This is a genomic window from Knoellia aerolata DSM 18566, assembly GCF_000768695.1.
GTDB lineage: Bacteria > Actinomycetota > Actinomycetes > Actinomycetales > Dermatophilaceae > Knoellia > Knoellia aerolata.
Window position 1 is genome coordinate 1 of the sequence record NZ_AVPL01000035.1, and the last position, 20,772, is coordinate 20,772.

General features: G+C 71.6%; 23 protein-coding genes and 1 tRNA gene. 7 read left to right on the forward strand and 17 right to left on the reverse strand.

Translation table 11 applies throughout. The features are described from left to right. Window positions 1-260: 260 nt before the first annotated feature. Window positions 261-1,181, forward strand: coding sequence for a hypothetical protein (locus N801_RS12415; RefSeq protein WP_156996751.1), 921 nt, complete (start codon window positions 261-263; stop codon window positions 1,179-1,181). Window positions 1,182-1,299: 118 nt separating this feature from the next. Here N801_RS12415 and N801_RS12420 read toward each other — a convergent pair whose 3' ends face one another. The 4 genes from N801_RS12420 to upp form a co-directional block, all read right to left on the reverse strand. After that, window positions 1,300-2,799 (reverse strand): amino acid permease, encoded by a 1,500-nt coding sequence (locus N801_RS12420; protein WP_035938252.1) that lies wholly within the window; start codon window positions 2,797-2,799, stop codon window positions 1,300-1,302. Beyond that, on the reverse strand, window positions 2,796-3,713 hold the full coding sequence (locus N801_RS19835) for a PH domain-containing protein (RefSeq protein ID WP_052112951.1): 918 nt from the start codon (window positions 3,711-3,713) through the stop codon (window positions 2,796-2,798). The genes N801_RS12420 and N801_RS19835 overlap by 4 nt, the downstream gene beginning before the upstream one ends. Before the next feature lie 2 nt (window positions 3,714-3,715). Further along, window positions 3,716-3,892 carry a hypothetical protein gene (locus N801_RS21085; RefSeq protein ID WP_169744268.1) on the reverse strand — a complete coding sequence of 59 codons (177 nt, stop codon included), beginning with the start codon at window positions 3,890-3,892 and terminating at the stop codon, window positions 3,716-3,718. Window positions 3,893-4,034: 142 nt separating this feature from the next. Next, window positions 4,035-4,673: a uracil phosphoribosyltransferase gene (gene upp, locus N801_RS12435; RefSeq protein ID WP_035938257.1), complete on the reverse strand. Its 639-nt coding sequence runs from the start codon at window positions 4,671-4,673 to the stop codon at window positions 4,035-4,037. Window positions 4,674-4,746: 73 nt separating this feature from the next. Between upp and tadA the strand changes: the two genes are divergently transcribed. Beyond that, entirely contained in the window at window positions 4,747-5,178 is a 432-nt protein-coding gene (gene tadA, locus N801_RS12440; protein WP_035938260.1) for a tRNA adenosine(34) deaminase TadA, read from the forward strand. Next, the gene (locus N801_RS12445; RefSeq protein ID WP_035938262.1) at window positions 5,175-5,786 is read left to right on the forward strand and encodes a DedA family protein; all 612 of its coding nucleotides are present in this window, start codon (window positions 5,175-5,177) and stop codon (window positions 5,784-5,786) included. The genes tadA and N801_RS12445 overlap by 4 nt, the downstream gene beginning before the upstream one ends. A 24-nt stretch (window positions 5,787-5,810) precedes the next feature. Here the strand turns inward: N801_RS12445 and N801_RS12450 are convergent, their stop codons facing one another. Then, a complete protein-coding gene (locus tag N801_RS12450; protein ID WP_035938264.1) occupies window positions 5,811-7,559 on the reverse strand; it encodes an alpha-amylase family protein in 1,749 nt (582 codons plus the stop codon). A 14-nt stretch (window positions 7,560-7,573) separates the two neighbouring features. Then, window positions 7,574-8,551 (reverse strand): TIGR03885 family FMN-dependent LLM class oxidoreductase, encoded by a 978-nt coding sequence (locus N801_RS12455; protein ID WP_035938300.1) that lies wholly within the window; start codon window positions 8,549-8,551, stop codon window positions 7,574-7,576. Window positions 8,552-8,629: 78 nt separating this feature from the next. Here N801_RS12455 and N801_RS12460 point away from each other — a divergent pair, with 78 nt between their 5' ends. Then, window positions 8,630-9,529 carry a cation diffusion facilitator family transporter gene (locus N801_RS12460; protein WP_035938266.1) on the forward strand — a complete coding sequence of 300 codons (900 nt, stop codon included), beginning with the start codon at window positions 8,630-8,632 and terminating at the stop codon, window positions 9,527-9,529. A 320-nt stretch (window positions 9,530-9,849) separates the two neighbouring features. Then, a complete protein-coding gene (locus N801_RS12465) occupies window positions 9,850-10,452 on the forward strand; it encodes a CueP family metal-binding protein (RefSeq protein WP_035938269.1) in 603 nt (200 codons plus the stop codon). 33 nt (window positions 10,453-10,485) lie between these two features. On the opposite strand, the gene N801_RS21385 is transcribed toward N801_RS12465, so the two are convergent. The 7 genes from N801_RS21385 to N801_RS12500 all read right to left on the reverse strand — a co-directional run bounded on the left by N801_RS21385 (window position 10,486) and on the right by N801_RS12500 (window position 15,405). Then, complete coding sequence (locus tag N801_RS21385; protein ID WP_211254730.1) at window positions 10,486-11,457, reverse strand: nuclease-related domain-containing protein; 972 nt, start codon at window positions 11,455-11,457, stop codon at window positions 10,486-10,488. A 233-nt stretch (window positions 11,458-11,690) separates the two neighbouring features. After that, window positions 11,691-11,780: transfer RNA gene (locus N801_RS12475), tRNA-Ser, on the reverse strand. 153 nt (window positions 11,781-11,933) lie between these two features. Continuing rightward, entirely contained in the window at window positions 11,934-12,587 is a 654-nt protein-coding gene (locus tag N801_RS12480; protein ID WP_245618429.1) for a DUF305 domain-containing protein, read from the reverse strand. Beyond that, the gene (locus tag N801_RS12485) at window positions 12,584-13,369 is read right to left on the reverse strand and encodes a thioredoxin-like domain-containing protein (RefSeq protein ID WP_052112953.1); all 786 of its coding nucleotides are present in this window, start codon (window positions 13,367-13,369) and stop codon (window positions 12,584-12,586) included. Before N801_RS12485 ends, N801_RS12480 begins: the two co-directional genes overlap by 4 nt. Before the next feature lie 31 nt (window positions 13,370-13,400). Further along, window positions 13,401-14,531 (reverse strand): mannosyltransferase family protein, encoded by a 1,131-nt coding sequence (locus tag N801_RS12490; protein ID WP_052112955.1) that lies wholly within the window; start codon window positions 14,529-14,531, stop codon window positions 13,401-13,403. A gap of 1 nt (window position 14,532) precedes the next feature. Further along, window positions 14,533-15,105, reverse strand: coding sequence for a LytR C-terminal domain-containing protein (locus N801_RS12495; RefSeq protein WP_052112957.1), 573 nt, complete (start codon window positions 15,103-15,105; stop codon window positions 14,533-14,535). A 6-nt stretch (window positions 15,106-15,111) separates the two neighbouring features. Beyond that, on the reverse strand, window positions 15,112-15,405 hold the full coding sequence (locus N801_RS12500; RefSeq protein ID WP_009776380.1) for a type II toxin-antitoxin system VapB family antitoxin: 294 nt from the start codon (window positions 15,403-15,405) through the stop codon (window positions 15,112-15,114). Between the two features lie 207 nt (window positions 15,406-15,612). Between N801_RS12500 and N801_RS12505 the strand changes: the two genes are divergently transcribed. Next, complete coding sequence (locus tag N801_RS12505; RefSeq protein WP_035938271.1) at window positions 15,613-17,169, forward strand: helicase HerA-like domain-containing protein; 1,557 nt, start codon at window positions 15,613-15,615, stop codon at window positions 17,167-17,169. Between the two features lie 3 nt (window positions 17,170-17,172). Here N801_RS12505 and N801_RS12510 read toward each other — a convergent pair whose 3' ends face one another. The 4 genes from N801_RS12510 to N801_RS12525 are packed head-to-tail and all read right to left on the reverse strand — an operon-like array spanning window position 17,173 to window position 19,624. Beyond that, window positions 17,173-17,568, reverse strand: a complete 396-nt coding sequence (locus N801_RS12510) for a hypothetical protein (protein ID WP_035938273.1) — start codon at window positions 17,566-17,568, stop codon at window positions 17,173-17,175. Between the two features lie 33 nt (window positions 17,569-17,601). Beyond that, a complete protein-coding gene (locus N801_RS12515) occupies window positions 17,602-18,066 on the reverse strand; it encodes a VTT domain-containing protein (protein WP_052112959.1) in 465 nt (154 codons plus the stop codon). Further along, complete coding sequence (locus N801_RS12520) at window positions 18,056-18,682, reverse strand: CDP-alcohol phosphatidyltransferase family protein (protein WP_156996753.1); 627 nt, start codon at window positions 18,680-18,682, stop codon at window positions 18,056-18,058. Before N801_RS12520 ends, N801_RS12515 begins: the two co-directional genes overlap by 11 nt. An 18-nt stretch (window positions 18,683-18,700) precedes the next feature. Then, a complete protein-coding gene (locus N801_RS12525; RefSeq protein WP_035938275.1) occupies window positions 18,701-19,624 on the reverse strand; it encodes an AEC family transporter in 924 nt (307 codons plus the stop codon). 198 nt (window positions 19,625-19,822) lie between these two features. Between N801_RS12525 and N801_RS12530 the strand changes: the two genes are divergently transcribed. Next, window positions 19,823-20,707: a hypothetical protein gene (locus tag N801_RS12530; RefSeq protein WP_035938277.1), complete on the forward strand. Its 885-nt coding sequence runs from the start codon at window positions 19,823-19,825 to the stop codon at window positions 20,705-20,707. The last annotated feature ends 65 nt before the right edge of the window (window positions 20,708-20,772 follow it).

The window sequence follows — 20,772 nt, forward strand, 5'->3', positions numbered from 1 at the left end:
CGCCACCCCGCCCGCCCGCCCACCCGCCTCGCTTGCGTCTGCGTCGTTGGCGAGGTTTCTGACCCATCACGATGACGCTCCCGTATGCCGCCCGCTTGCGTCTGCGTCGATGGTGAGGTTTCTGACCCATCACGCAGACGCAAAGGCGGGCGGGGCGGGGCGGGTGGGGTCGTCCACAGGGGGCGCCGGGCCGGTCGGCGGTCCACACTCTCGTCTGCCAGGGCTGGTGGGGAGGGCGCCCCGCCGCGTTCGCTCGGGCCATGGGCACAAGGGATCGGCGCACCCAGTCGGTGTCCGGGGACTTCGACGGGGTCGCCACGCTGGCGCAGCTGAACCAGGCCGGGGTCACCCGGACCGCGCGACGGCAGATGGTGCGGTCCGGACAGTGGCGAGCCGTCAACGGCAAGGGAGTGGTGCTGCACACCGGCCCCCTGCACGGTGAGCAGGCCTGGCGGGCGGCGCTGCTCCGGGTCGGCCCGGCCGCCAGGCTCGGTGGGGTCACCGCCCTGCAGGCCAACGGCCTCCAGGGGTTCGACGAGCCGTTGACCCACGTCTGGGTACCGAAGGGGCGGGAGAAGGACCTGAGAGGCCTCCCGCCGCAGGTCGTGGTGCACGAGACACGTCGGTGGGTCGAGGACGACGCCGTGACCGCGGGGGCTCCCCGCTCGCGCCCAGCGGTGGCCACGGTGCAGGCCGCATTGTGGTCGGCATCGCGCCGGCGGGCCGCGCTCTGCCTCGTGATGCCGATCCAGCAGCGTCTCGTTCGTCCCCAGGACGTGGCAGCAGAGCTCGACCGGGTCAGGCGTCACGAGTTCAGGTCGATGCTCAAGGCCCTGGCCAACGACGTCATCGGCGGCGTGCACTCACTCAACGAGCTCGACGTCACACGGGAGTGCCGTGCCCGAGGACTGCCGGAGCCGACCCGGCAGGCTCGCCGCACCCTGCCCTCCGGCGAGGTGATCCTCGACGTGTGGTGGGAGGAGTTCGGCGTGTGCGTCGAGGTGAACGGGGCGGGGCACGAACGGCTGGACACGGCGATGAAGGACGAGGTGCGGCTCATGGACCTCCAGGCGTCCGGCGACGCGGCGGTCCCGTTGTCCGTCCTGACCCTGCGCGTGGATCCCGACCGCTTCTTCGAGGCGCTGCGGCGGCTCCTGCGCAGCCGGGGATGGAGGGGGTAAGCGGGCGATACACGTGGACCCAGCGGGACGGCATACGGCAGCGTCTGCGTGGTTGGTCGGAAACCTGACCAACCACGCAGACGCAAGCGACGGGGCCGGGGACGAGCGAAGGGTGGGGTCAGGGGGCGGGCTTGCTCGGGACGCTGGCGCGGGCGTCCTCGTGGGCGCCGAGCGCGAGGCGGGAGCGCTTGTAGCCGTAGGCGAAGTAGATCCCGAAGCCGAGCGCCATCCAGATGGCGAAGCGGATCCACGTCTCGAGCGGCAGCGTGAGCATGAGGTAGGCGCAGATCGCCGCCGACAGCCACGGCAGCCACGGCGAGAACGGCACCGTGAACGGTCGGTCGAAGTCGGGGCGGCGGCGGCGCAGCACGGGCACGGCGAGCGACACGAGGAAGAACGCCGTGAGCGTGCCGATGTTGATCATGTACTCGAGCTTGCCGATCGGCGTCAGCGCCGCCGTGAGGGCGACGAGGAGGCCGATGCCGACGGTGATCTTGACCGGGGTGCCGGTGCGGGCGTTGGTCTTGCCCAGGCTCGCCGGCAGCAGCCAGTCGCGCGACATGGCGAACACGACGCGCGAGCTGCCGATGAGCAGGGTCATGACGACGGTGGTGAGACCGGCCACGGCTCCTGCGGCGATGAGCGTCGCGTAGCCCGGCTTGCCGACGTCCTCGAAGACCTTGGCCAGCGACGCCTCCGGCGAGAGCTGGTCGTAGCGGACCATGCCCGTCATGACGATGGCGACGGCGCAGTAGAGGATCGTGCAGATGAGCAGCGAGCCGAGGATGCCCTTGGGCAGGTCCTTGGCGGGGTTGCGCGCCTCCTCGGCGGTCGTCGCGACGACGTCGAAGCCGATGTAGGCGAAGAAGACGAGCGAGGCGCCCGCGAGGATCCCTCCGATGCCGAACGCCGACGGGGTGAGCCCGAAGAGCGTCTGCAGGAGCGGCGCCTCGAGGGTCGACCCCGCGCCCTCCGTCGGCACCGCGTCGGGGATGAAGGGCGTGTAGTTCGCGCTCTTGATGAAGCCGATGCCGGCGACGATGACGAACAGGACGATGAAGACCTTCACCGCCACGAGCGCGAGGTTGACCCTCATCGACTCCTGGATCCCGATCGAGACCAGCACCGTCAGCACGGCGACGAGCAGGAACGCCGGCAGGTCGAACGACGAGCCGTAGGCGACGGACTCGGGGATGATGATGCCCAGGCGGTCGAGCAGCACCCCGAGGTACGCCGACCACCCCTGGGCGACGACGGCCGCGCCGAGCATGAGCTCGAGCAGCAGGTCCCAGCCGATGATCCACGCGACCAGCTCGCCGAGCGTCGCGTACGAGAACGTGTACGCCGACCCCGAGACCGGGATGGTGGAGGCGAACTCGGCGTAGCAGAGCGCCGCGAGCCCGCAGCAGATCGCGGCGATGACGAACGAGATGAGGATGGCCGGGCCGGCCAGCGTGTGTGCCGCGCGCCCGGCGACGGTGAAGATCCCGGCCCCGATGACGACGCCGACACCGAAGACGGTGAGGTCGAGCGCGGTGAGGCGTTTCTTGAGCTGGTACTCCGGTTCGTCGCCCTCGGCGATGGACTGCTCGATCGACTTCGTCCGCCACACGCTCATGGCCGGCCCTTCCTCCTGGTGCTGCGACTGCGGATCGGGCGGATGACGGGGATCTCTCCCGTGTCGGCCGTCCGTGAGGCCCGGACCAGGTCAGGGCTCTGGTACAGCGTTTCGTGCGGCGGCTCGATGTCGTGCCGGTCCCGCACAGGATTGCGTATGCCGGGGGTGCGGCGGAAGGGGTCGTCTCGCCATCCGCCGTCGTCGCGGGACGTCGTCGTGTCCTCCCAGCCGCCGTCCCAGCCGCCGTCCCGGCCTCCGTCCCCGTCGTCGTCCCAGCGCGAGCCGGTGGGTCCGCGGCCGTGCGGGCTGCCGTGGCCACCACCGTGCGGGCCGTCGTCGTCCGGTCCGTCGGCGTCCCCCTCCCCGTCCTCGTCGGCGTCGAGCCAGACGTCATCCGGGTCGACCGGGGCGTCCGCGCCGAAGAGCACGGTGCAGATCGCGCGGTAGTGGTCCTCGGCGTGGGGGACGTACTCGATGTGCCCGAGCGCCTGGTCCTGTCCTGCCGACTCGAGCAGGAAGGTGCCGTAGCCGATGATCCGGCCGAGCAGCGACCGGTCGAAGGTCATGTCCGTGACCTTGGTCAGCGGCATCATCGCCACCTTGCGCCGGATGAACCCGTAGAAGAGCAGGAAGCGCTTGTCGGTCGCGACGAACCAGTCGTGGCGCCAGTTGAGGTAGCGCCACAGGAGGTACAGCGAACCGCCCAGTGCGGCATACCAGAAGAGGTTGGCGAGGAACGCGCCGCCGCGGGTCTGCGGGGCCTCGGCCTCGACGAAGGTCGCGAGGAAGAGCAGCCCGACGAAGAGGGCGATCGGGCGGACCAGCGAGAACCAGTGCTGCCGGACCACGGTGACGACCGTCTCGCCGCGGACCAGGTAGCGCTCCAGCTCGCGGTCGAGGCGCCCGGCCGCCAAGGTCAGCTCCGGGCGATCAGGGAGTCGAAGAACCGACCGATGTTGCCGACGCCGTTGGTGACGACGTCCCACGCGCTGCCGACCATGTTGGCGGCGTCGGTGGGCGAGGTGAAGATCGCGTAGAGCAGGAAGATGACGAGGAGCCACGTGACGATCTTCTTGATCGGGGGCATGGTCACGTCGGCTCTCTCTCGGGTCAGGCCCGCGCGGGAGGTCGCGCACGGGTGCACACTGCAGCACCCATGATGACGGATGTGACTGGTGTGACTGGTGAGGCCACCTCCGGCGTGTCGGCGGGAGACCGGGGTGGGCGCCGTGCGGTCAGACGACGCCGTAGAGGCGGTCGCCGGCGTCGCCCAGCCCGGGGACGATGTAGCCGAGCTCGTTGAGCCTCTCGTCGATCGACCCGGTGACGAGCTGCACCGGGACGCCGGCGTCGGCGAGCGAGGCCTCGAGGTGCGCGATCCCCTCGGGGGCCGCGAGCAGGCACACCGCGGTGATGTCGTCGGCGCCGCGCTCGAGGAGGAAGCGGATCGCGTCGACCATCGAGCCGCCGGTGGCGAGCATCGGGTCGAGGACGTAGACCTGGCGGCCGGAGAGGTCGTCGGGGAGGCGGTTGGCGTAGGTGATCGCCTCGAGCGTCTCCTCGTTGCGCTGCATGCCGAGGAACCCGACCTCCGCGCTGGGCAGGAGGCGCACCATGCCCTCGAGCATCCCGAGCCCCGCGCGCAGGATCGGCACGATGAGCGGCTTGGGGTTGGAGAGCTTGATCCCGGTGGTCGGCGCGACCGGCGTCTCGATCTCGAACGGCTCGACCCGCACGTCACGCGTCGCCTCGTACGCGAGCAGCGTCATCAGCTCCTCGGCCAACCGGCGGAACGTGGGGGAGTCCGTCCGCTTGTCGCGCAGGTAGGTGAGCTTGTGTGCAATCAGCGGATGGTCGGCAACGTGAACGCGCATGGGCGAAACTTACCGCGTGAGCCCCACTCCCGGACCCGCGTCCGCTCCGCCCCGTGAGGAGTATGCCGGTGCCATGCGTCGCGCCCTCGACCTCGCGTCCGTGGCCGGTGACGCGGGCGACGTCCCCGTCGGTGCCCTCGTGCTCGGCCCGGACGGTGCGGTCCTCGGCGAGGGCTGGAACCAGCGGGAGGTCGACGCAGACCCCACCGCGCACGCCGAGGTCATCGCCCTGAGGGCGGCCGCCCGGCGCGCGACGTCGTGGCGCCTGGACGACTGCACCCTCGTCGTCACCCTCGAGCCGTGCCCGATGTGCGCCGGCGCGGCGATGCTCGCCCGGATCTCACGGATCGTCCTCGGCGCGTGGGACCCGAAGCTCGGCGCGACCGGGTCGGTCTGGGACGTCGTGCGCGACCGACGCGCGACCCACCGGATCGAGGTCGTCGGCGGGGTCCTCGAGGACGAGTCGTCTCGCCTGCTGCTCGACTTCTTCGAGGCGCGCCGGTGACCGACCTCCTCTCGGCGCTCCTCGACCAGCCGCCGTGGCTCATCCTCACCGTGAGCGGACTCGTCGTGTTCGGCGAGTGCGCGCTCCTCGTCGGCATGGTCCTGCCCGGCGAGACCGTCGCCGTCCTGGCCGGTGCCGCTGCGGCCCTGGGGCGCACCTCGATCGTCAGCGTCCTCGTCGTCGTCCTGCTCGCCGCGCTCGCCGGTGACACGGTCGGGTACGTCGTGGGCCGCCGGGTGGGTCACCGCCTGCACCGGCGCGTGAGCCACCCGGGACGGCGCCAACGACTCGAGGACGCCGAGGCGCAGCTGCGCACCCGTGGGGGCTGGGCCGTCGTCCTGGGTCGCTGGACGCCGTTCGTGCGCTCGGTGATGCCGTCGCTGGCGGGGATGTCGGGTATGCCGTACCTCAAGTTCCTCGGGTACGACCTGCTGGGCGCGGGGTCGTGGTCGGTCATCAGCGTGCTCGCGGGGTACGGCGCGGGGATGTCGTACGAACGCGTCGTCGGCTGGTTCGGCACCGTGGGCGCGGTCCTGCTCGGCGGCCTCCTCGTGGCCGTCGTCGCGACGTGGAGCTGGCGTCGCACCGCCGGCCTCGACCGGCCCTGACGGCCACGCCCGGGCGCCCGGGTCTCACGGGATCCGCAGGTCGCCCTTCGGGTGCACCCGGAGCCAGCGGTAGCCGTAGCCGTCGAGCACGACCTCGAGCGACCCGTCCTTCGTGGCGACCTCGCCACCCGAGAGCAGGTCGGCGAGCTCGACGTCCCCGTCGGACACCCACGACGAGAGGTCGAGGGTGACGGTGCGCGGGTCGGCCCCGAAGTTGTGGACGGCGATGACTGCCGCCTCACCCGTCGAGCACTGGTGCGCGAGCACCTGGTGGTCGGGCTGGGGCAGCACGGTCAGGTCGCCCCACCCGAGCTCGGGGCACGAGCGGTAGGTCTGGGTCAGGTGTCGCATGAAGGTCCAGAGCGAGTCCGGGTCCATGCGCTGCGACACGACGTTGACGTGCTCGGGACCGAAGCCGTCCGGGGTGGGCCGTCGGACGAGCCGGTGCGGTGGTGCCGTCGAGAACCCGCCGGTGGGTCCGTCGGTCCACTGCATCGGTGTCCGGACCGCGTGGCGCCCCTCGCCGGCCAGGTCCTCGCCCATGCCGATCTCCTCGCCGTAGAAGAGCGTCGGGGTGCCGGGCAGCGAGAACATCAGGCTGTAGGCCATCCGGATGCGACGCGGGTCGCCACCGAGCATCGGCGGGAGCCGGCGCTTGAGCCCGCAGTCGTAGATCTGCATCTCGGGCTCGGGTCCGAACGCCGCGAAGACCTCCTGGCGCTCCTTGTCCGTGAGCTTGTCGAGGGTGAGCTCGTCGTGGTTGCGCACGAACGTCGCCCACTGGCAGCTGGGGTGGATGTCCGGCCGGTCGAGCAGCGCCCTGGCGAGCGGGCGGGAGTCCTCCCGAGCCAGCGACAGGTAGAGCTTCTGCATCCCGATGAAGTCGAACATCATGTGCAGCTCGTCGCCGGCGTCCCCGCCGAAGTACGCGCGCTGCTGCCGGTGCGGGAGGTTGACCTCGCCGAGCATGATCGCCGACCCGTTGCGCCGGTTGATGAACGCCCGCAGGTCCTTGAGGTGCTGGTGCGGGCTCACGGCCGCGGCGACCTGGTCGTCGCCCTCGTTGCTGGGGCCGCTCCGGCCCTTCGTGCCGCGCTTCGCGGACGCGCGCGACGACGACATGGCGGTCTCGACGTCCTCGACGAAGAAGGGGACGGCGTCCACGCGGAAGCCGTCGATGCCGAGCTCGAGCCAGAAGCCGGCGATGCGCGCGATCTCGTCGCGGACCGCCGGGTTGGCGACGTTGAGGTCGGGCTGGTGCGAGTAGAAGTGGTGGAGGTACCACTCGCCCGTCCGGTCGTCGAGGCTCCAGATCGCCTTCTCCTGGTCGGGGAAGACCACCTCGGCGCTCGTGTCCGGTGGTGCGTCAGAGCGCCACACGTACCAGTCGCGTTTGGCGGAGCCGGTGCTGCGCCGGGACTCCTTGAACCACGGGTGGGCGTCGGAGGTGTGGTTGACGAGCAGGTCGGTGATGACGCGCAGCCCGCGGTCGTGGGCGGTGCGGACCACCTCGACGAGGTCGCCGGCAGTGCCGACGCGGGGGTCGACCCCGTAGAAGTCGCTGACGTCGTAGCCGTCGTCCTTCTGCGGGCTCGGGTAGAACGGCATGAGCCAGATGCAGGTCACCCCGAGCTCGGCGAGGTAGTCGAGGCGCTCGGCCAGGCCGTGGAGGTCACCGGTCCCGTCACCGTCGGAGTCGTAGAAGGTCTCGACGTCGAGGCAGTAGATGACCGCGGTCTTCCACCACTGGTCGCTGGTGTCGGTGATGCGCATGCTCGGTCCGTCCCTCAGGCTCGTGACGCGCGGGTGGAGGTCAGCGCCCGCAGGACCTGCTCGCCGAAGGCCTCGATGAAGGCCCCCTGCTCCTGGCCGACGTGGTGCAGGTAGAGGTCGTCGAAGCCGAGCGAGGCGAGGTGCGCGAGCCTCTCGCGGTGCTCACCGAGGTCGGACGACACCTGGACCGCCCCGCGCACGGACTCCCGGGTCACCTGCTCCCCGATGGCGTCGAACGCCTCCGCGGTCTCGGTGTCCCACGCCACGGGCGCGCCGATGACGTTGCTGCGCCACTGGTCGACGGCGACGTCCTCGGCCTCCTGCTCGGTCTCGGCCCAGCTGAGGTGCACCTGAAGCGACAGCTCCCCGCGACCCCCGGCGTCGCGGTAGGCGTCGATGACCCGGCGCAGCTGGTCCTCCGGCTGGACGATGGTGATGAGGCCGTCGGCCCACGTGGCGACCCGCCCGGCGCTCTCGACGGAGACCACCGGGGCGAGGAGCATCGGCTGCTGCTCGGGCAGGTCCCAGAGCCGGGCGCGGTCGACGGTGACGAGCCCGTCGTGGCTCACCTCCTCGCCGAGGAGCATCCGGCGGATGACGTCGACGCACTCGTCGAGCCGCTGGTCGCGCAGCTCCTTGCGGAGCCAGTGGTCCCCGGTGATGTGCTCGTTGCTCGCCTCGCCGCTGCCGAGGGCGACCCAGAACCGTCCCTCGAACATCTGGGCGAGGGTCGCGATCTTCTGGGCCGCGACCGCGGGGTGGTAGCGCTGGCCGGGCGCGCTGACGCAGCCCATCGTGAGGTTCGTCGTCGCGAGCGCGGCGCCGAGCCAGGCCCAGGTGTAGCCGCTGTGGCCCTGGCGCGCGCTCCACGGGGAGAAGTGGTCGGAGCACATCGCCATCTGGAAGCCGGCGGTCTCGGCGTGCTGGACGTCGCGCAGCAGCACCGAGGGGCTGATCTGCTCGTGGGAGGCGTGGAAGCCGTAGCGCGTCATGCCTCCACCCGACCACATCTGCGCGACGTGGAGCGATGCCACGGAGGGGGATATCCGCCTGGTCGCTAGCGTGGAGCCATGGGAAGCGGGCACAGCCACGGGCACGCCGGAGCCACGCACCGCTGGCGCCTGCAGGCGGCGTTCGGTCTCGTCGCCGTGTTCTTCGTCGTCGAGCTCGTCGCGGCCCTGACGTCCGGGTCCCTCGCACTCCTGTCCGACGCCGGTCACATGGCGGCCGACGTCGTCGCGCTCGGTGCCGCCGTCGTGGCCACCCGCGTCGCCGGCCGTCCGGACCGCTCCGGCCGCAGGACCTACGGGTCGTTCCGCGCGGAGGTCTTCGCCTCGGGACTCGCGGTGCTCCTCATGGTCGGCGTCGCGGCATACATCGCGGTCGAGGCCGTGCGACGCATCGGCGACTCGGCGCAGGTGGCGACCGGCCCCATGCTCGTCGTCGGGTCGATCGGGCTCGTCGTCAACCTCATCGCGCTGGCGCTGCTGCGCGGCGGGGCAGGGGAGTCGCTCAACGTCAAGGGTGCCTACCTCGAGGTGGTCGCCGACACCTTGGGGTCGGTCGGGGTGGTCGTGGCGGGGGTGCTCGTCGCGGCAACGGGGAACGCGTGGTGGGACACGGGCATCGCGCTCGCGATCGCGGCGTTCGTGGCGGTGCGGGCGGTGCTGCTCGGCCGTGAGGTGCTCACCGTGCTGGGCCAGCACGCTCCCGCCGGCATGAGCCCGGACGACGTCACCACCGCCCTGGCCGCGGTGCCGGACGTGACCGACGTGCACGACCTCCACGTCTGGACCCTGACGTCGGGGATGAACGTCGCGACCGCGCACCTCATGACGAGCGACGGTGCGGACGCCCACGCCGTCCTCGACGCCGCCCGGCGGGTGATGCGTGACGAGTTCGGGGTCGAGCACGCGACCCTGCAGGTGGAGCCCGAGTCGCACTCCGGGTGCCACAACACGACCTGGTAAAACCCTTGCACGGGTGGCTCCACCGTTTTACCGTCGGGGTACACGGAAGGGAGGTGGTCCAGGAATTGAATTCTCATTGGACGCGTGAGGTGACTGCGCGCTAGCGCACCTCGACTGCTCGAGGACGCGCCTCGGCGCAATCCCCAGCAGCTCACCGCAGCCCGCGGGTCGTGCAGGTCGTCCCCTGCACTCGTCGCCGACCACTCGGTCGACAGGCCCGCGGGCTGTTCCCTGTCCGGGCGTGTGCCGCGTGTGCCGCGTGTCAGGGGGCGGGACCAAGGTCCGGTCCCGGGGCGGGCGCCGTCGACGATGCTGGTCCCATGCGTCCGGCTCTCCCCGTCCTCGTCCTCTGCGCTGCTTTGGTCTCGGGGTGTTCCGCCTCGACGACCACCTCCGACGGGGCCGGCCCCGGCACGACGCAGACCGCCGCCTCGTCGGCAGCCGGTCAGGCCCTGCTCGCCAAGCACGCCCTGACCGGGAAGAGCGCCATGGAGGTGATCGACACCCTCGACCGGATGCCGATCGAGAAACGGCCCGCCGACCTCAAGGCGTCGGTCCGCCCGGACAGGCTGCTCGTCTCCGGGGACGGCGCCGAGGTCGCGCTGCCCATCCCCGCGGACCGGTTCTACCTCTCCGTGGCTCCCTACGTCGACAGCACGCACGAGTGCTTCAACCACTCGCTCACGACCTGCAAGGGGGAGCTGGGTGGCGAGGACGTCGAGGTCAGCCTCGTCGAGGAGGGCAGCGGCGCCGTCCTCGCGGATGGCGTGAAGACCGTCTTCGCCAATGGTTTCGTCGGCTTCTGGCTCCCGAAGGACACCACCGCCACCCTGCGCATCCGGCACGACGGCAAGGAGGCCCAGACCAAGGTCTCGACGCACGCCGACGCTCCGACCTGCCTCACGACGATGCAGCTCGCCTGACCACGGACTGGGCCTTGGTGCCGTGCGCAGTGGCTACCTCCACGTCGTCGAGCGCCGCGCCACCTCGTAGATGGCGTCGACCTGCTCGCCCGTGAGGATGTCTCCGTGCCGCAGCAGCCACGTGGTGAGCTGCATCCGAGGGAGGACCGACACCCCTTCGGGCTGTGACTTCACGACGACGTGCTGGGCGTTGACGGTGACGATGAGCCCCTGGACGTGGATGGGGAAGCCGCAGGCGTCGGTGAGCAGCCTTGCGGCACGCTGTGCCTCGTGACGGGCGTTGCGGACGTAGGGCTGCTTGCTTCCGTTGACGATGAAGGTGCTGCCGCCGACCCAGATCTTGGCACCGGGATGGTGCTTGGCGTTCGCGGTGAACACCCCGCCGGGGCCGATGATGACGTGGTCGATGTCGGAACCGCGCCCTCCGACGGGGACGGCGTGGAGGAACCGCCACCTGGGGTCCTTCCTCTCGACCTTTCCGAGCTGCGCGGCGACCTTCACCTCGCCGTCGGCACCGATCCGCCAGGCGCGCTCGTCGGTGTGGACGCCGAGCACCCGGGCGAGCACCGTCCTGACCGGTGCAGCGTCACGGGCGGCGTTGGCCTGCTCCCGCGCCTCAGCACCGGCGCGGTTGGTCGCCAGGTCCACCCACGGACGTGCGGGCCCGGGTCGCGCAAGGTCGTCGGTGACTAACGAGGCCGGCTCGACGACAGGGTCGGCTCCGGGCTCGGGCGTGGGCTCCGGTGTGGGCGCTGGCGCTGGCTCGGGCCCCGGCGTGGGTTCGCGTTGCGGCGGGCCGACCGTGCTCGCCGGCTCGTGAGGGGGTTGCGCCCGCCACCGAGCCACGGCCGCGAGGAGAGCCGGTGCGTGCTCCGGCAACGCCGGGTGGATGGTGTCCGCAGCGAGGTCACAGAACCCGACCTTCGCCCCGTCCGGGGTCTCGACGTAGAGGCGGTCCTTGCCCCACCGCCGCCATCGGGTCGTCACGAGGTCCTGATCGGTCACCCCCAGATCATGGACGAACGGGCCCTGACCTGCAGGGTTTCCATGCACTCGAGCCGATCGGGTCTCAACCTGTCCGATGCGGTTCGCGAACCGGGTCGGTGTTCGTGGTCCGGTTCGAACCGGTTCAGGAGGGCGTCGGCGGTTCGCGAACCGGATCGTGCACGCCCCGAACCGGATCGTGCACGCCCCGGACAGGCGAAAGGCCCCGAGCGAACTCGGGGCCTTTCGTGGGCTGGCGGTGGCGGTGGGATTTGAACCCACGGAGGGCTTGCACCCTCACACGCTTTCGAGGCGTGCTCCTTAGGCCGCTCGGACACACCACCGCGAAGCAGGATACGCAACGACCCGGCCGGAACGAAATCGGGCGGTCGCGCGATCGGGTGCTTCCGGCATACGGAGGGAAGGGTGAGGGTCCGGAGGTTTCGGATCCCTCCGGACCCCTCACGTTCCCGCATGGTGAGCACGCGCTGGGTCGGTCAGGAGCGGGCGTCGAGCATCGACTGCATCGTCGCGATCTCCGACGTCTGGGCGCGCTTCATCGAGCCGGCGAGCGTGACGACCTCGTCGCGGTCGGACCGTGACAGCACTGCGTCGGCCATCTCGACCCCGCCTCGGTGGTGGGTGATCATCAGCTCGAGGTAGATCCGCTCGGCCTCGACCCCCGACGCGGCGCTCAGCCGCTGCAGGTCGGCGGCGGAGGCCATCCCGGGCATCGCCACCGCGTCGCCGGAGGCCGACGTCGCCCCGTGGTGGTCCGAGCCCATCCACTCCATCGGGCGCTGAGAGCCGGTCGGGGTGAGCCCCCACAGCTCCAGCCACGCGAACATCTGACCGGCCTGGTGCTGCTGGCTCGTCGCGATGTCGTTGGCCATCGTGCGCACGGCGGGGTCGGTGGTCCGGTCGACGACGAGGAGCGACATCTGGACGGCCTGGCCGTGGTGGGTCTGCATGTCCCGCGCGAACCCGGCCTCGGCCGACCCGTCCAGCGGGAACCCGCCGCGGCCGAACAGCGCCCACCCGAGGCCGAGGCCGACGAGGAGCGACGCGACGCCGAGGAGGACGGCCAAGCCGACGACCTCCCCCCGCGGGCGGGAGGAGGTCGTCGGCTCGAGCGGGGCGCTGTCGGTCACGATGCCGAGGGGGAGGGGGTCGCGGCGGACGGCGACGGGCTCGTCGACGCGGTCGGGGAGCCCGACGCGGACGGCGACGCCGACGGGGAGGTCGGCGGCGGCATGTCCGAGCCGTCGGTGCCGTTGGTGCAGAGCGCACCCGGCTCAGGTGTCTGCGGACCCTGGCGGTACTCCTTGATGAACTCCTCCAGGCGCGGGTCGTCGGCGCCAGTGAGGGCGAGCTGCTTGCCCCAGGCCGAGGCGACGACCGGTGCGGGCAGACCCTCGAACGGGGACAGGACGGTGTACGTGTCCGGCACGACGTCCTTGAGCCGGTCGACGTCGGCCTGCGCCAGGTCGGGCTGGTACGTGATCCACACCGCGCCGTGCTCCATCGAGTGCACGGCGTTCTCGCTGCGCACCGGGGCGTCGTAGACGCCGCAGTTGAGCCACACCGGGTGGTGCTCGCCGCCGACGGGCGGGTTCTCCTTGTAGGTGACCGTCGACTCCGTGTGGGCGCCGGCGTCGTACGAGAAGGACTTGACCGCTGCCATGCTCGGGGTGTTGGACTTGTCGCTGACCACGGCGAAGGCGACGGCGCCGACGACGATCGCGATCGTCACGGCGGCTGCCCCCCAGATCGCCATCAGCCGACGGCGGTCCTTCTTCTGCTGCTCCTTGCGCATCTGTGAAACTCGGTCAGAGGTGCTGCGCTCACTGGCGCGCGCCTTCTTGCTGCCACTCCCGGACGGGGCCACGACAAACTCCTGAAGATCGATCGGTGTCGGGCGATTGTCACCCATGCACCTGTATGCCGGCTGAACCAGTCCGCCATCAGGCCACCCACTGGCGGTGGGCCACCGCCCACGTGGCAGCCACGAGGAGGACGAACGAGAGTCCCAGCCCGACGGCATACATGCGCCGGTATGCCGTCGTGTCGCGCATCGTGGCGACCGCGAGGTAGGCGGGGAACCAGGTGAGGGCGTAGCGGGGAGCGGACACCCACAGCGTCGAGCAGAGCACCACCCCGAGGGTCAGCATCATGTAGGTCAGCTCGGGCCAGCGTCGCTGTCTCGCAAGCAGAACGCACAGCGCGAGCCCGAGCGCCACGGCGACGATGTCGGCGAGACGGCTCGCGGCGAGCCAGAGGTCCGGGCTGTCGCGCAGCGCCCGCACGGCCGAGGCCACCCCGTCCCAGGGCCACGCGACCGACCGGTCCCAGCCCTTCGCCTCGGCCTCGCGCCAGGCGTTCCAGGACCCGGTCCGGGAGTGGAGGTGCGCGACGAAGGCGCCGACGCCCAGGGCCGGCAGGCCCAGGGCGAGGACGTCCGGGCGAGGCCGGGGCCGGCCGTCTTGGTTCCACTGCACCGCGTACATGACGACGAGGGCGGCCGCGAGGAACAGGCCGTTGACGCGGACAGCGGCGGCGAGGGCGGCCACGCCGCCGGCCAACCACCAGTGGCGCCGCCCCGCGAGCAGCCACGCACCGAGAGCCAGCGCGAGGAAGAGGGCCTCGGTGTAGACCGCGACGAGAAAGAAGCCGGCCGGCGCCACGAGGAGCAGGGTCAGGGCACGGCGGGCCGCGAGGGGACCTCCGCGCGCGTCCTCGGAGACCAGGACCCAGAGCAGCGCCGCAGCGACCGCTCCGGCGACCACGCTGACGAGCAGCCCTGCGGCGGTGGCGCTCCCGCCGCCGAGGGCAGCGAGCGCCGCCATCGCGAGGGGGTACCCGGGGAAGAACGCCTGGTCACAGCAGTCGAGGCCGGGTGGCAGGTAGCCGAGCGACGCGATGCGCACGAAGTGGTAGCTGTCCCAGGCGGAGAAGCGGTCCAGCCACCACACGCCGCTGGCCCACTCGTGCCCCACGGCGCCCTGGCCCGTGGCGGCGGCCATGGCGAGCACGGTCGCGCCGAGGAGGAGCCGGGAGAGGAGGAAGGCCGCCGCCGCCCGCGGGGCCGAGGTCACCTCAGCCCGCTGACGCGGAGGCCGAGGCCGAGGCGGAGGGGGAGGGGGAGGGGGACGGGCACATGGGCTGGCCCGTGGCCTTGGGGGTCGGCGCGAGGGTGGTGAACTTCGCGCCGACGACGAGGTCGACCACTGCGGTCTTGCGCTTGTCGGCCAGCTGCGTGGTGCCCTTGCCGCCGAGCGGGATCAGCAGTTGCGCACGGCTGGCCCCGGCGGGCCCGAACCGCACCTCGGCCGGCCCGGCCACGACGCGGTCGAGGGGGTCGTTGCTCACGTCGCCGATCGTGTAGCCGCGCTCGCGCAGCTCGCTCGCCGTGCGTGCGGCCAGGCCGTTGCGCGACGTCGCGTTGTAGACGTTGACCGTGGTGGTGGCCGGTGTCGGGACCTTGGGGTCGTACGGGCGGCACGTCGCCTCGACGCCCGTCGGCGGCTCAGGCTCGAGCGAGGCCCGGTAGTAGGAGAACGCGTACCAGAACGCGAAGAACAGCATGAGGATGACGACGAGGATGGTCGTCGTGGTCTTGCGGTGCTGTCGACGGTGTCGCAGCTCGGCGGTGAGGTCGCGGTCGGACATCGTCGGTCACTCGATCACGAGGACGCGGGCGTGCAGCGTCGGTCGCTGGTGCAGGGCGGCGCGCAGCGCCCGGTGGAGGCCGTCCTCGAGGTAGAGCGTCCCCTCGAACTCGACGACGTGGGCGAACAGGTCCCCGTAGAACGTCGAGTCCTCCGAGAGGAGCATGCCGAGGTCGAGGGTGCGCTTGGTCGTCACGAGGTCGTCGAGGCGCACGAGGCGCGGGGGCACGTTCGACCACTGGCGCGTGCTGTACCCGTGCTCCGGGTAGGGACGCGTGTCGCCGACGGCCTTGAAGATCACGCCCGCCACTGTAGGACCGCGACGGCGTGGGGTGCGCCACGCCTCACGGGTCGTGAGGACACTGTGACCCGGCGTATGCCGTCCGCCCGCCGCCGCGTGCCCGTCCGCACCCCGACCGGCTGTCGCTCGAACACTCCCACGGGGTCCGCTGACGCCGGGATGCGCGGGAGGGGCGACGCCCGGGCGGATCGTCGTTAGATTGACGACGTGACCACGCCCGACGCCGCCCCTGACCACCTCGACGAGATCCGGGCCGGATACGCCTTCGAGGGGCCGGCGCTCGACTTCGGTGCAGCCGTCATCGACGGCACCGCGCACGCCGACACCCCGGTGCGGATCCCGCTGGCCGTGCTCAACCGGCACGGCCTCGTCGCCGGGGCCACGGGCACCGGCAAGACCAAGACGCTGCAGCTCATGGCCGAGCAGCTCTCCGGTCAGGGCGTTCCCGTCTTCCTCGCCGACATCAAGGGCGACCTCTCGGGGCTGGCGAGCCCGGGCGAGGCGAGCGACCGGATCGCGTCGCGGGCCACGGACGTCGGGCAGGACTGGCAGGCCACGGCCTACCCGACGGAGTTCCTGTCGCTGGGCGGGCAGGGCAAGGGTGTGCCGATCCGCGCGACGATCACCGACTTCGGCCCCACCCTGCTGTCCAAGGTCCTCGGGCTCAACGACACCCAGGAGTCCAGCCTCGGGCTCGTCTTCCACTACGCCGACAAGAACGGCCTCGCCCTCCTCGACCTCAAGGACCTCCGCGCCGTCATCAGCCACCTCGTGAGCGACGAGGGCAAGCCCGAGCTCAAGTCGCTCGGTGGCCTCTCGTCGGCGACCGCCGGAGTCATCCTGCGCGAGCTCATCGCCTTCGAGGACCAGGGCGCCGACGCGTTCTTCGGTGAGCCGGCCTTCGAGACCTCCGACCTCATGCGCACGACGAGCGACGGCAAGGGACTCGTCACCTGCCTCGAGCTGCCCGGCGTGCAGGACCGGCCGGCGCTGTTCTCGACGTTCCTCATGTGGATGCTCGCGGACCTCTTCCAGGACCTGCCCGAGGTCGGCGACGTCGACAAGCCCAAGCTCGTCTTCTTCTTCGACGAGGCCCACCTGCTCTTCGCGGACGCGAGCAAGGCGTTCCAGGACGCGATCGAGCAGACCGTCCGCCTCATCCGCTCCAAGGGCGTCGGCGTCTTCTTCGTGACGCAGTCGCCCAAGGACGTCCCGTCCGGGGTGCTCGGCCAGCTCGGCAACCGGGTCCAGCACGCGCTGCGCGCCTTCACCCCCGACGACGCCAAGGCGCTCAGGGCCGCGGTGAAGACCTACCCCCACAGCCAGTACGACCTCGAGGAGCTCCTCACCTCGCTCGGCACCGGCGAGGCCGTCGTCACCGTGCTCTCCGAGAGGGGGGCGCCCACCCCGGTCGCGTGGACCCGCATGCGGGCACCGCAGTCGCTCATGGCGCCGTCGCCCGACGCGCTGCTCGACCGGGCGATCGCGTCGTCGCCGATCGCGTCGAAGTACGCCGCCGTCGCCGACCGCGAGTCCGCCTACGAGAAGCTCGCGGCACGCGTCAGGGCCGCAGCCCAGCCCGCCGCCGCACCGCCCGTCTCGCCCCCGCCGACGCCGGCGAGGAGGTCCACCGCCGCCAAGGAGGACCCGGGCCTCGTCGAGCAGGTCGTGAAGTCCAGTGCCTTCCGGTCGGCCCTGCGCTCGGCCGGCACCGTCATCGGTCGCGAGATCACCCGCTCCATCTTCGGGACGCGCAAACGGTAGGAGTCAGATCGTGAGCAGCGCTCTCGCGTAGGCGCACTCGACGTCCGGGTCGGTGAGCGTATGCCGGGTGCCGTCCCCTGCGGCATACGTCACCTCCCAGCCCCCGGGGACCTGGCGCAGGGACTCGAGCCGGTCCCCGAGCAGCTCGCGGAGCTGGTCCTCTCGGGGGAGCCACACCGCCTGGTCGAGGCTGACGGAGTCGAGAGCCCACTCGGTCGTGCCGTTGAAGCCGAGGACGGTCTGGTCGGCGAAGTGCTGCGGCTCGATCGTGAGGTTGCTGACCCAGAACACCTCGCTCGACAGGAGCTCGGCCTCGATGACGAAGCGGTCGCCGGCCCTCGGCTGCCACAGGACGCCGGACTGGTGCAGGAGCGCACGGGCGAGCTCGAGGCTGATCATCGCCCCATCATGACCCGCGGATGGGCCGTGCGCTCACCACCACGTCAGGACGGTCGCCGTCCCGCCGATGACGGCCCAGAAGCGCAGGGCCCGGCCGAGGAGACCGGTGACGAGGAAGACGACCACGGGCACACGGAGCGCGCCCGCGAGGACGGCGAGGACGGCATACGGGGGGAACCCGGTGGCCGCCGAGACGAGGAGCATCCCGGCGCAGAACCACGGCCGGCCCTCGGTGCGCACCCGCCACCGGGCCATCGACGCCTTGGCCCGGGGCCGCTCCATCCGGCGCGCGACGAACCCGAACCGGTCGATCTCGCGGCCGCCGTAGTACCAGAGCAGCTTGCCCGCCATCTGCCCCACGGTGGCCCCGAGGACGAGCAGCCACGTCGGCGCCTGGCCCTGCGCCGCGGCGACGGCGATGATCGCCTCGATGTTGATGAGCGGGATGAGGGCCGAGGCCACTGCGAGGCCGAGGACGGCCAGGCCCTCACCCCACATGGGCGACGGGCGGGACGGGCAGGCCGATCCGCAGGAGCCGCACCACCGACCAGCACTTGAGGACGAGCAGGGCGCTCGCGATGGCCAGGCCGAGCCACATCCACCCGGTGACGAGGAGGAGCACGGCGAAGAGCGCGCTGTTGACCGCCTTGGCCGGCGGGGACCAGTTCCAGAGCCAGATCGTGCGGTCGACGACGTAGAAGTAGTTGGGGCTGCGGATCGGCCAGGCGAGGAAGGCGATCGACAGGAACGTGTCGACGACCATGAACTCGGCGAGGTAGACGAAGATCGCCGGCGACAGATCGGGCTGGAGCCACGCCAGGCCGAGGTAGAACGCGCCCGCGTTGAACCGGTCCGAGAAGATGTCGAGGACGGCGCCGATCCGGGTCTCGCACCCGCGCACCCGCGCCCAGGTGCCGTCGAGGATGTCGCCGACCCAGTAGATGCCGAGCGCGACGACGAGCAGGGTGAGGCTGCGCTCGTGCAGCGCCCACGCGGCGGCGCCGGCCGACGCGGCCGTGCGCAGGGCGGTGATGACCGTCGCCCCGGTCCACAGCCGTTCCTGCAGGATCCCGACGTCGCCCGCTGTCCCGCCCATGAGCGCAGTTCTCGACACCGGCTCAGGATAGGTGTCTCAGCCGAGCAGCGCCGCGACGAGGAGGATCACCGGCACGGCGCCCACGGTCGTGATGAGGATGGTGTCCCGGGCGAGGACCGTCCCCCGGTCGTAGCGCGTCGCGTGGACGAAGATGTTCTGTGCGGTGGGCAGCGCCGACGTGACGACGATCGCGAGCAGTGCGGGACCGTCGACTCCGAGCGCGACGTGCGCCACGGCATACGCGACGAGCGGCTGGACGACGAGCTTGAGGGCCGAGGTCGTGACGAGCTCGGCCACCGACCCGGCGGCGCCGAGGCCGGGGCCGAGCCGCAGCGCGATGCCGTACGCGATGAGCATCGACGGGACCGCGAGGTTGCCGAGCAGCTCGAGCGGGTTGCCGACGACGTCCGGCAGGGTCCAGCCCGTGACGGACAGCAGCACGCCGAGGAGCGAGCCCAGGGTGAGCGGGTTCCGGAACGGCCGGGTGACGAGCTGCAGCAACGACGGAGCGCGTCCGAGGGCGTCGGCGTCCAGCAGCGCCAGGGCGATCGGCTGCAGGACGAGGAGCTGGAGCAGCAGGGTCGGGGCGACGAGGGCCGCGTCGCCGAGCACGTAGCTCGCGACCGGGATCCCGAGGTTTCCGGCGTTGACGTATGCCGCCGAGAGGGCGCCGATGGTCGCGTCACCCAGGCGTCGGTGCCAGACGAACCGGGCGAGGAGGCCGTAGACGACCACGGGGACGAGCACGGCCGCCGACGTGGCGACGAGGTTCCTGGAAAGGACGTCGTGCACGTCCGCCCGGCTCAGGGTCATCACCATGAGGGCGGGGGAGCCGACGAAGAACGCGACCTGCGACAGGATCCGCTGGGCGGTGAGGTCGACGATGCGCAGGTGGGCGAGGAGGGCGCCGACGGCGATGACGACGCCGATGGTGGCGAAACCCGTGAACACTCCCTGCACGGGGTCAGGCTAGGACGCCCCGCGGACGACCCGTCGCCGCGTCTCGCGCCACGCCGGGGACTGCGCCGTTCGAGCCATGCACGGGAGGCCAGATCGCGGGGTTCACCCCGCCGTTGCCGACTCCTACGCTCGGACTGGGCGCGGGAGCGTGCTTTCGCGTCGCCGAGGTGACAGTCCGCAGGAGCGCGAGGTGCCGACATGGACGACTGGCTCTTCGGCTTCGGGTGGGACCCGGAACCCGGTGTCGCGAGCCGCCGCCGGGTGGGAGTCGTGGCCGGAACCCTCCTCGCCCTCGGCGTCGTCATCCTCGTGAGCGCGACGAACGTGGCCCTCCTGGCGTGGGCCGACCTCTGGACCGGATGGTCGCTGCTGGCGATCGGGTTCGGCATCGGCTGGGTGCTCAGGAACGCCGAGAGCGGGCTCGCACCCGCGGTGCGACGCGGGCACGCCGCCGTGCTCGCGGTCCTCGGGGTCGTGGTGTGCGAGTACGCGACCCTCGCCCTCTACGACGGGTACGGCTTCGCGCCCGAGCGGATACCCCTCGCGGACTTCGTCGACTTCGAGCGGGACACGGTCGGGGACGACCCCTTCATCGTGCTGCTGTGGCTCATGACACCACTCGTCGCGAGCCGCGTCGCCCAGACGATCGACGAGGCGGAGGGCTGGGCCACCCCGCTACCGGAGGTTCCGCCCGGTGAGCTCCCCGCCGCCCAGCTCAACCCCCTCGGGGCGCGGTCACGCCACCCGCGCGACGCCGAGATCCACGTCGTGTACGCACCGTCCGCGGAGCAGGTCGTCCACCGCAGGGTGCTCTGCTGTGCCGCAGACGTGCCCACCCTGGTGCCGCACCTGCTCACCGCTGAGGCGTGGGGCCTGCGGTCGCTGGGATCGCCGCGGCGGCACCCGAAGGTGTGGGACACCGTGACGGGCTCCCCCGAGGAGGCCTTCGCGCACGCACACACGGGTCGGGCGCCGGCCAACCCTCGGCGCTGGCTCCCCTGGGCCGAGTTCGTGGACACGTTCAGCGCACCCGTGCCTCCCGAGCTGTGGAGGGCGCCGGGGCGGCACCGCGCGCCGGGATGAGGTGGCCGACCTCACCCCTGCGGGATTGCCGAGACACCCCTCGGCGCCGGCCACCCGCAACTAGG

Coding starts and splice junctions, on each gene's coding strand:
- N801_RS12415 (WP_156996751.1), top strand. CDS start 261: ATGGGCACAAGGGATCGGCGCACCCAGTCGGTGTCCGGGGACTTCGAC.
- N801_RS12420 (WP_035938252.1), bottom strand. CDS start 2,799: ATGAGCGTGTGGCGGACGAAGTCGATCGAGCAGTCCATCGCCGAGGGC.
- upp (WP_035938257.1), bottom strand. CDS start 4,673: ATGCGCGTTCACGTTGCCGACCATCCGCTGATTGCACACAAGCTCACC.
- tadA (WP_035938260.1), top strand. CDS start 4,747: ATGCGTCGCGCCCTCGACCTCGCGTCCGTGGCCGGTGACGCGGGCGAC.
- N801_RS12450 (WP_035938264.1), bottom strand. CDS start 7,559: ATGCGCATCACCGACACCAGCGACCAGTGGTGGAAGACCGCGGTCATC.
- N801_RS12455 (WP_035938300.1), bottom strand. CDS start 8,551: ATGACGCGCTACGGCTTCCACGCCTCCCACGAGCAGATCAGCCCCTCG.
- N801_RS12460 (WP_035938266.1), top strand. CDS start 8,630: ATGGGAAGCGGGCACAGCCACGGGCACGCCGGAGCCACGCACCGCTGG.
- N801_RS12465 (WP_035938269.1), top strand. CDS start 9,850: ATGCGTCCGGCTCTCCCCGTCCTCGTCCTCTGCGCTGCTTTGGTCTCG.
- N801_RS12485 (WP_052112953.1), bottom strand. CDS start 13,369: ATGGGTGACAATCGCCCGACACCGATCGATCTTCAGGAGTTTGTCGTG.
- N801_RS12495 (WP_052112957.1), bottom strand. CDS start 15,105: ATGTCCGACCGCGACCTCACCGCCGAGCTGCGACACCGTCGACAGCAC.
- N801_RS12510 (WP_035938273.1), bottom strand. CDS start 17,568: ATGATCAGCCTCGAGCTCGCCCGTGCGCTCCTGCACCAGTCCGGCGTC.
- N801_RS12515 (WP_052112959.1), bottom strand. CDS start 18,066: ATGTGGGGTGAGGGCCTGGCCGTCCTCGGCCTCGCAGTGGCCTCGGCC.
- N801_RS12530 (WP_035938277.1), top strand. CDS start 19,823: ATGGACGACTGGCTCTTCGGCTTCGGGTGGGACCCGGAACCCGGTGTC.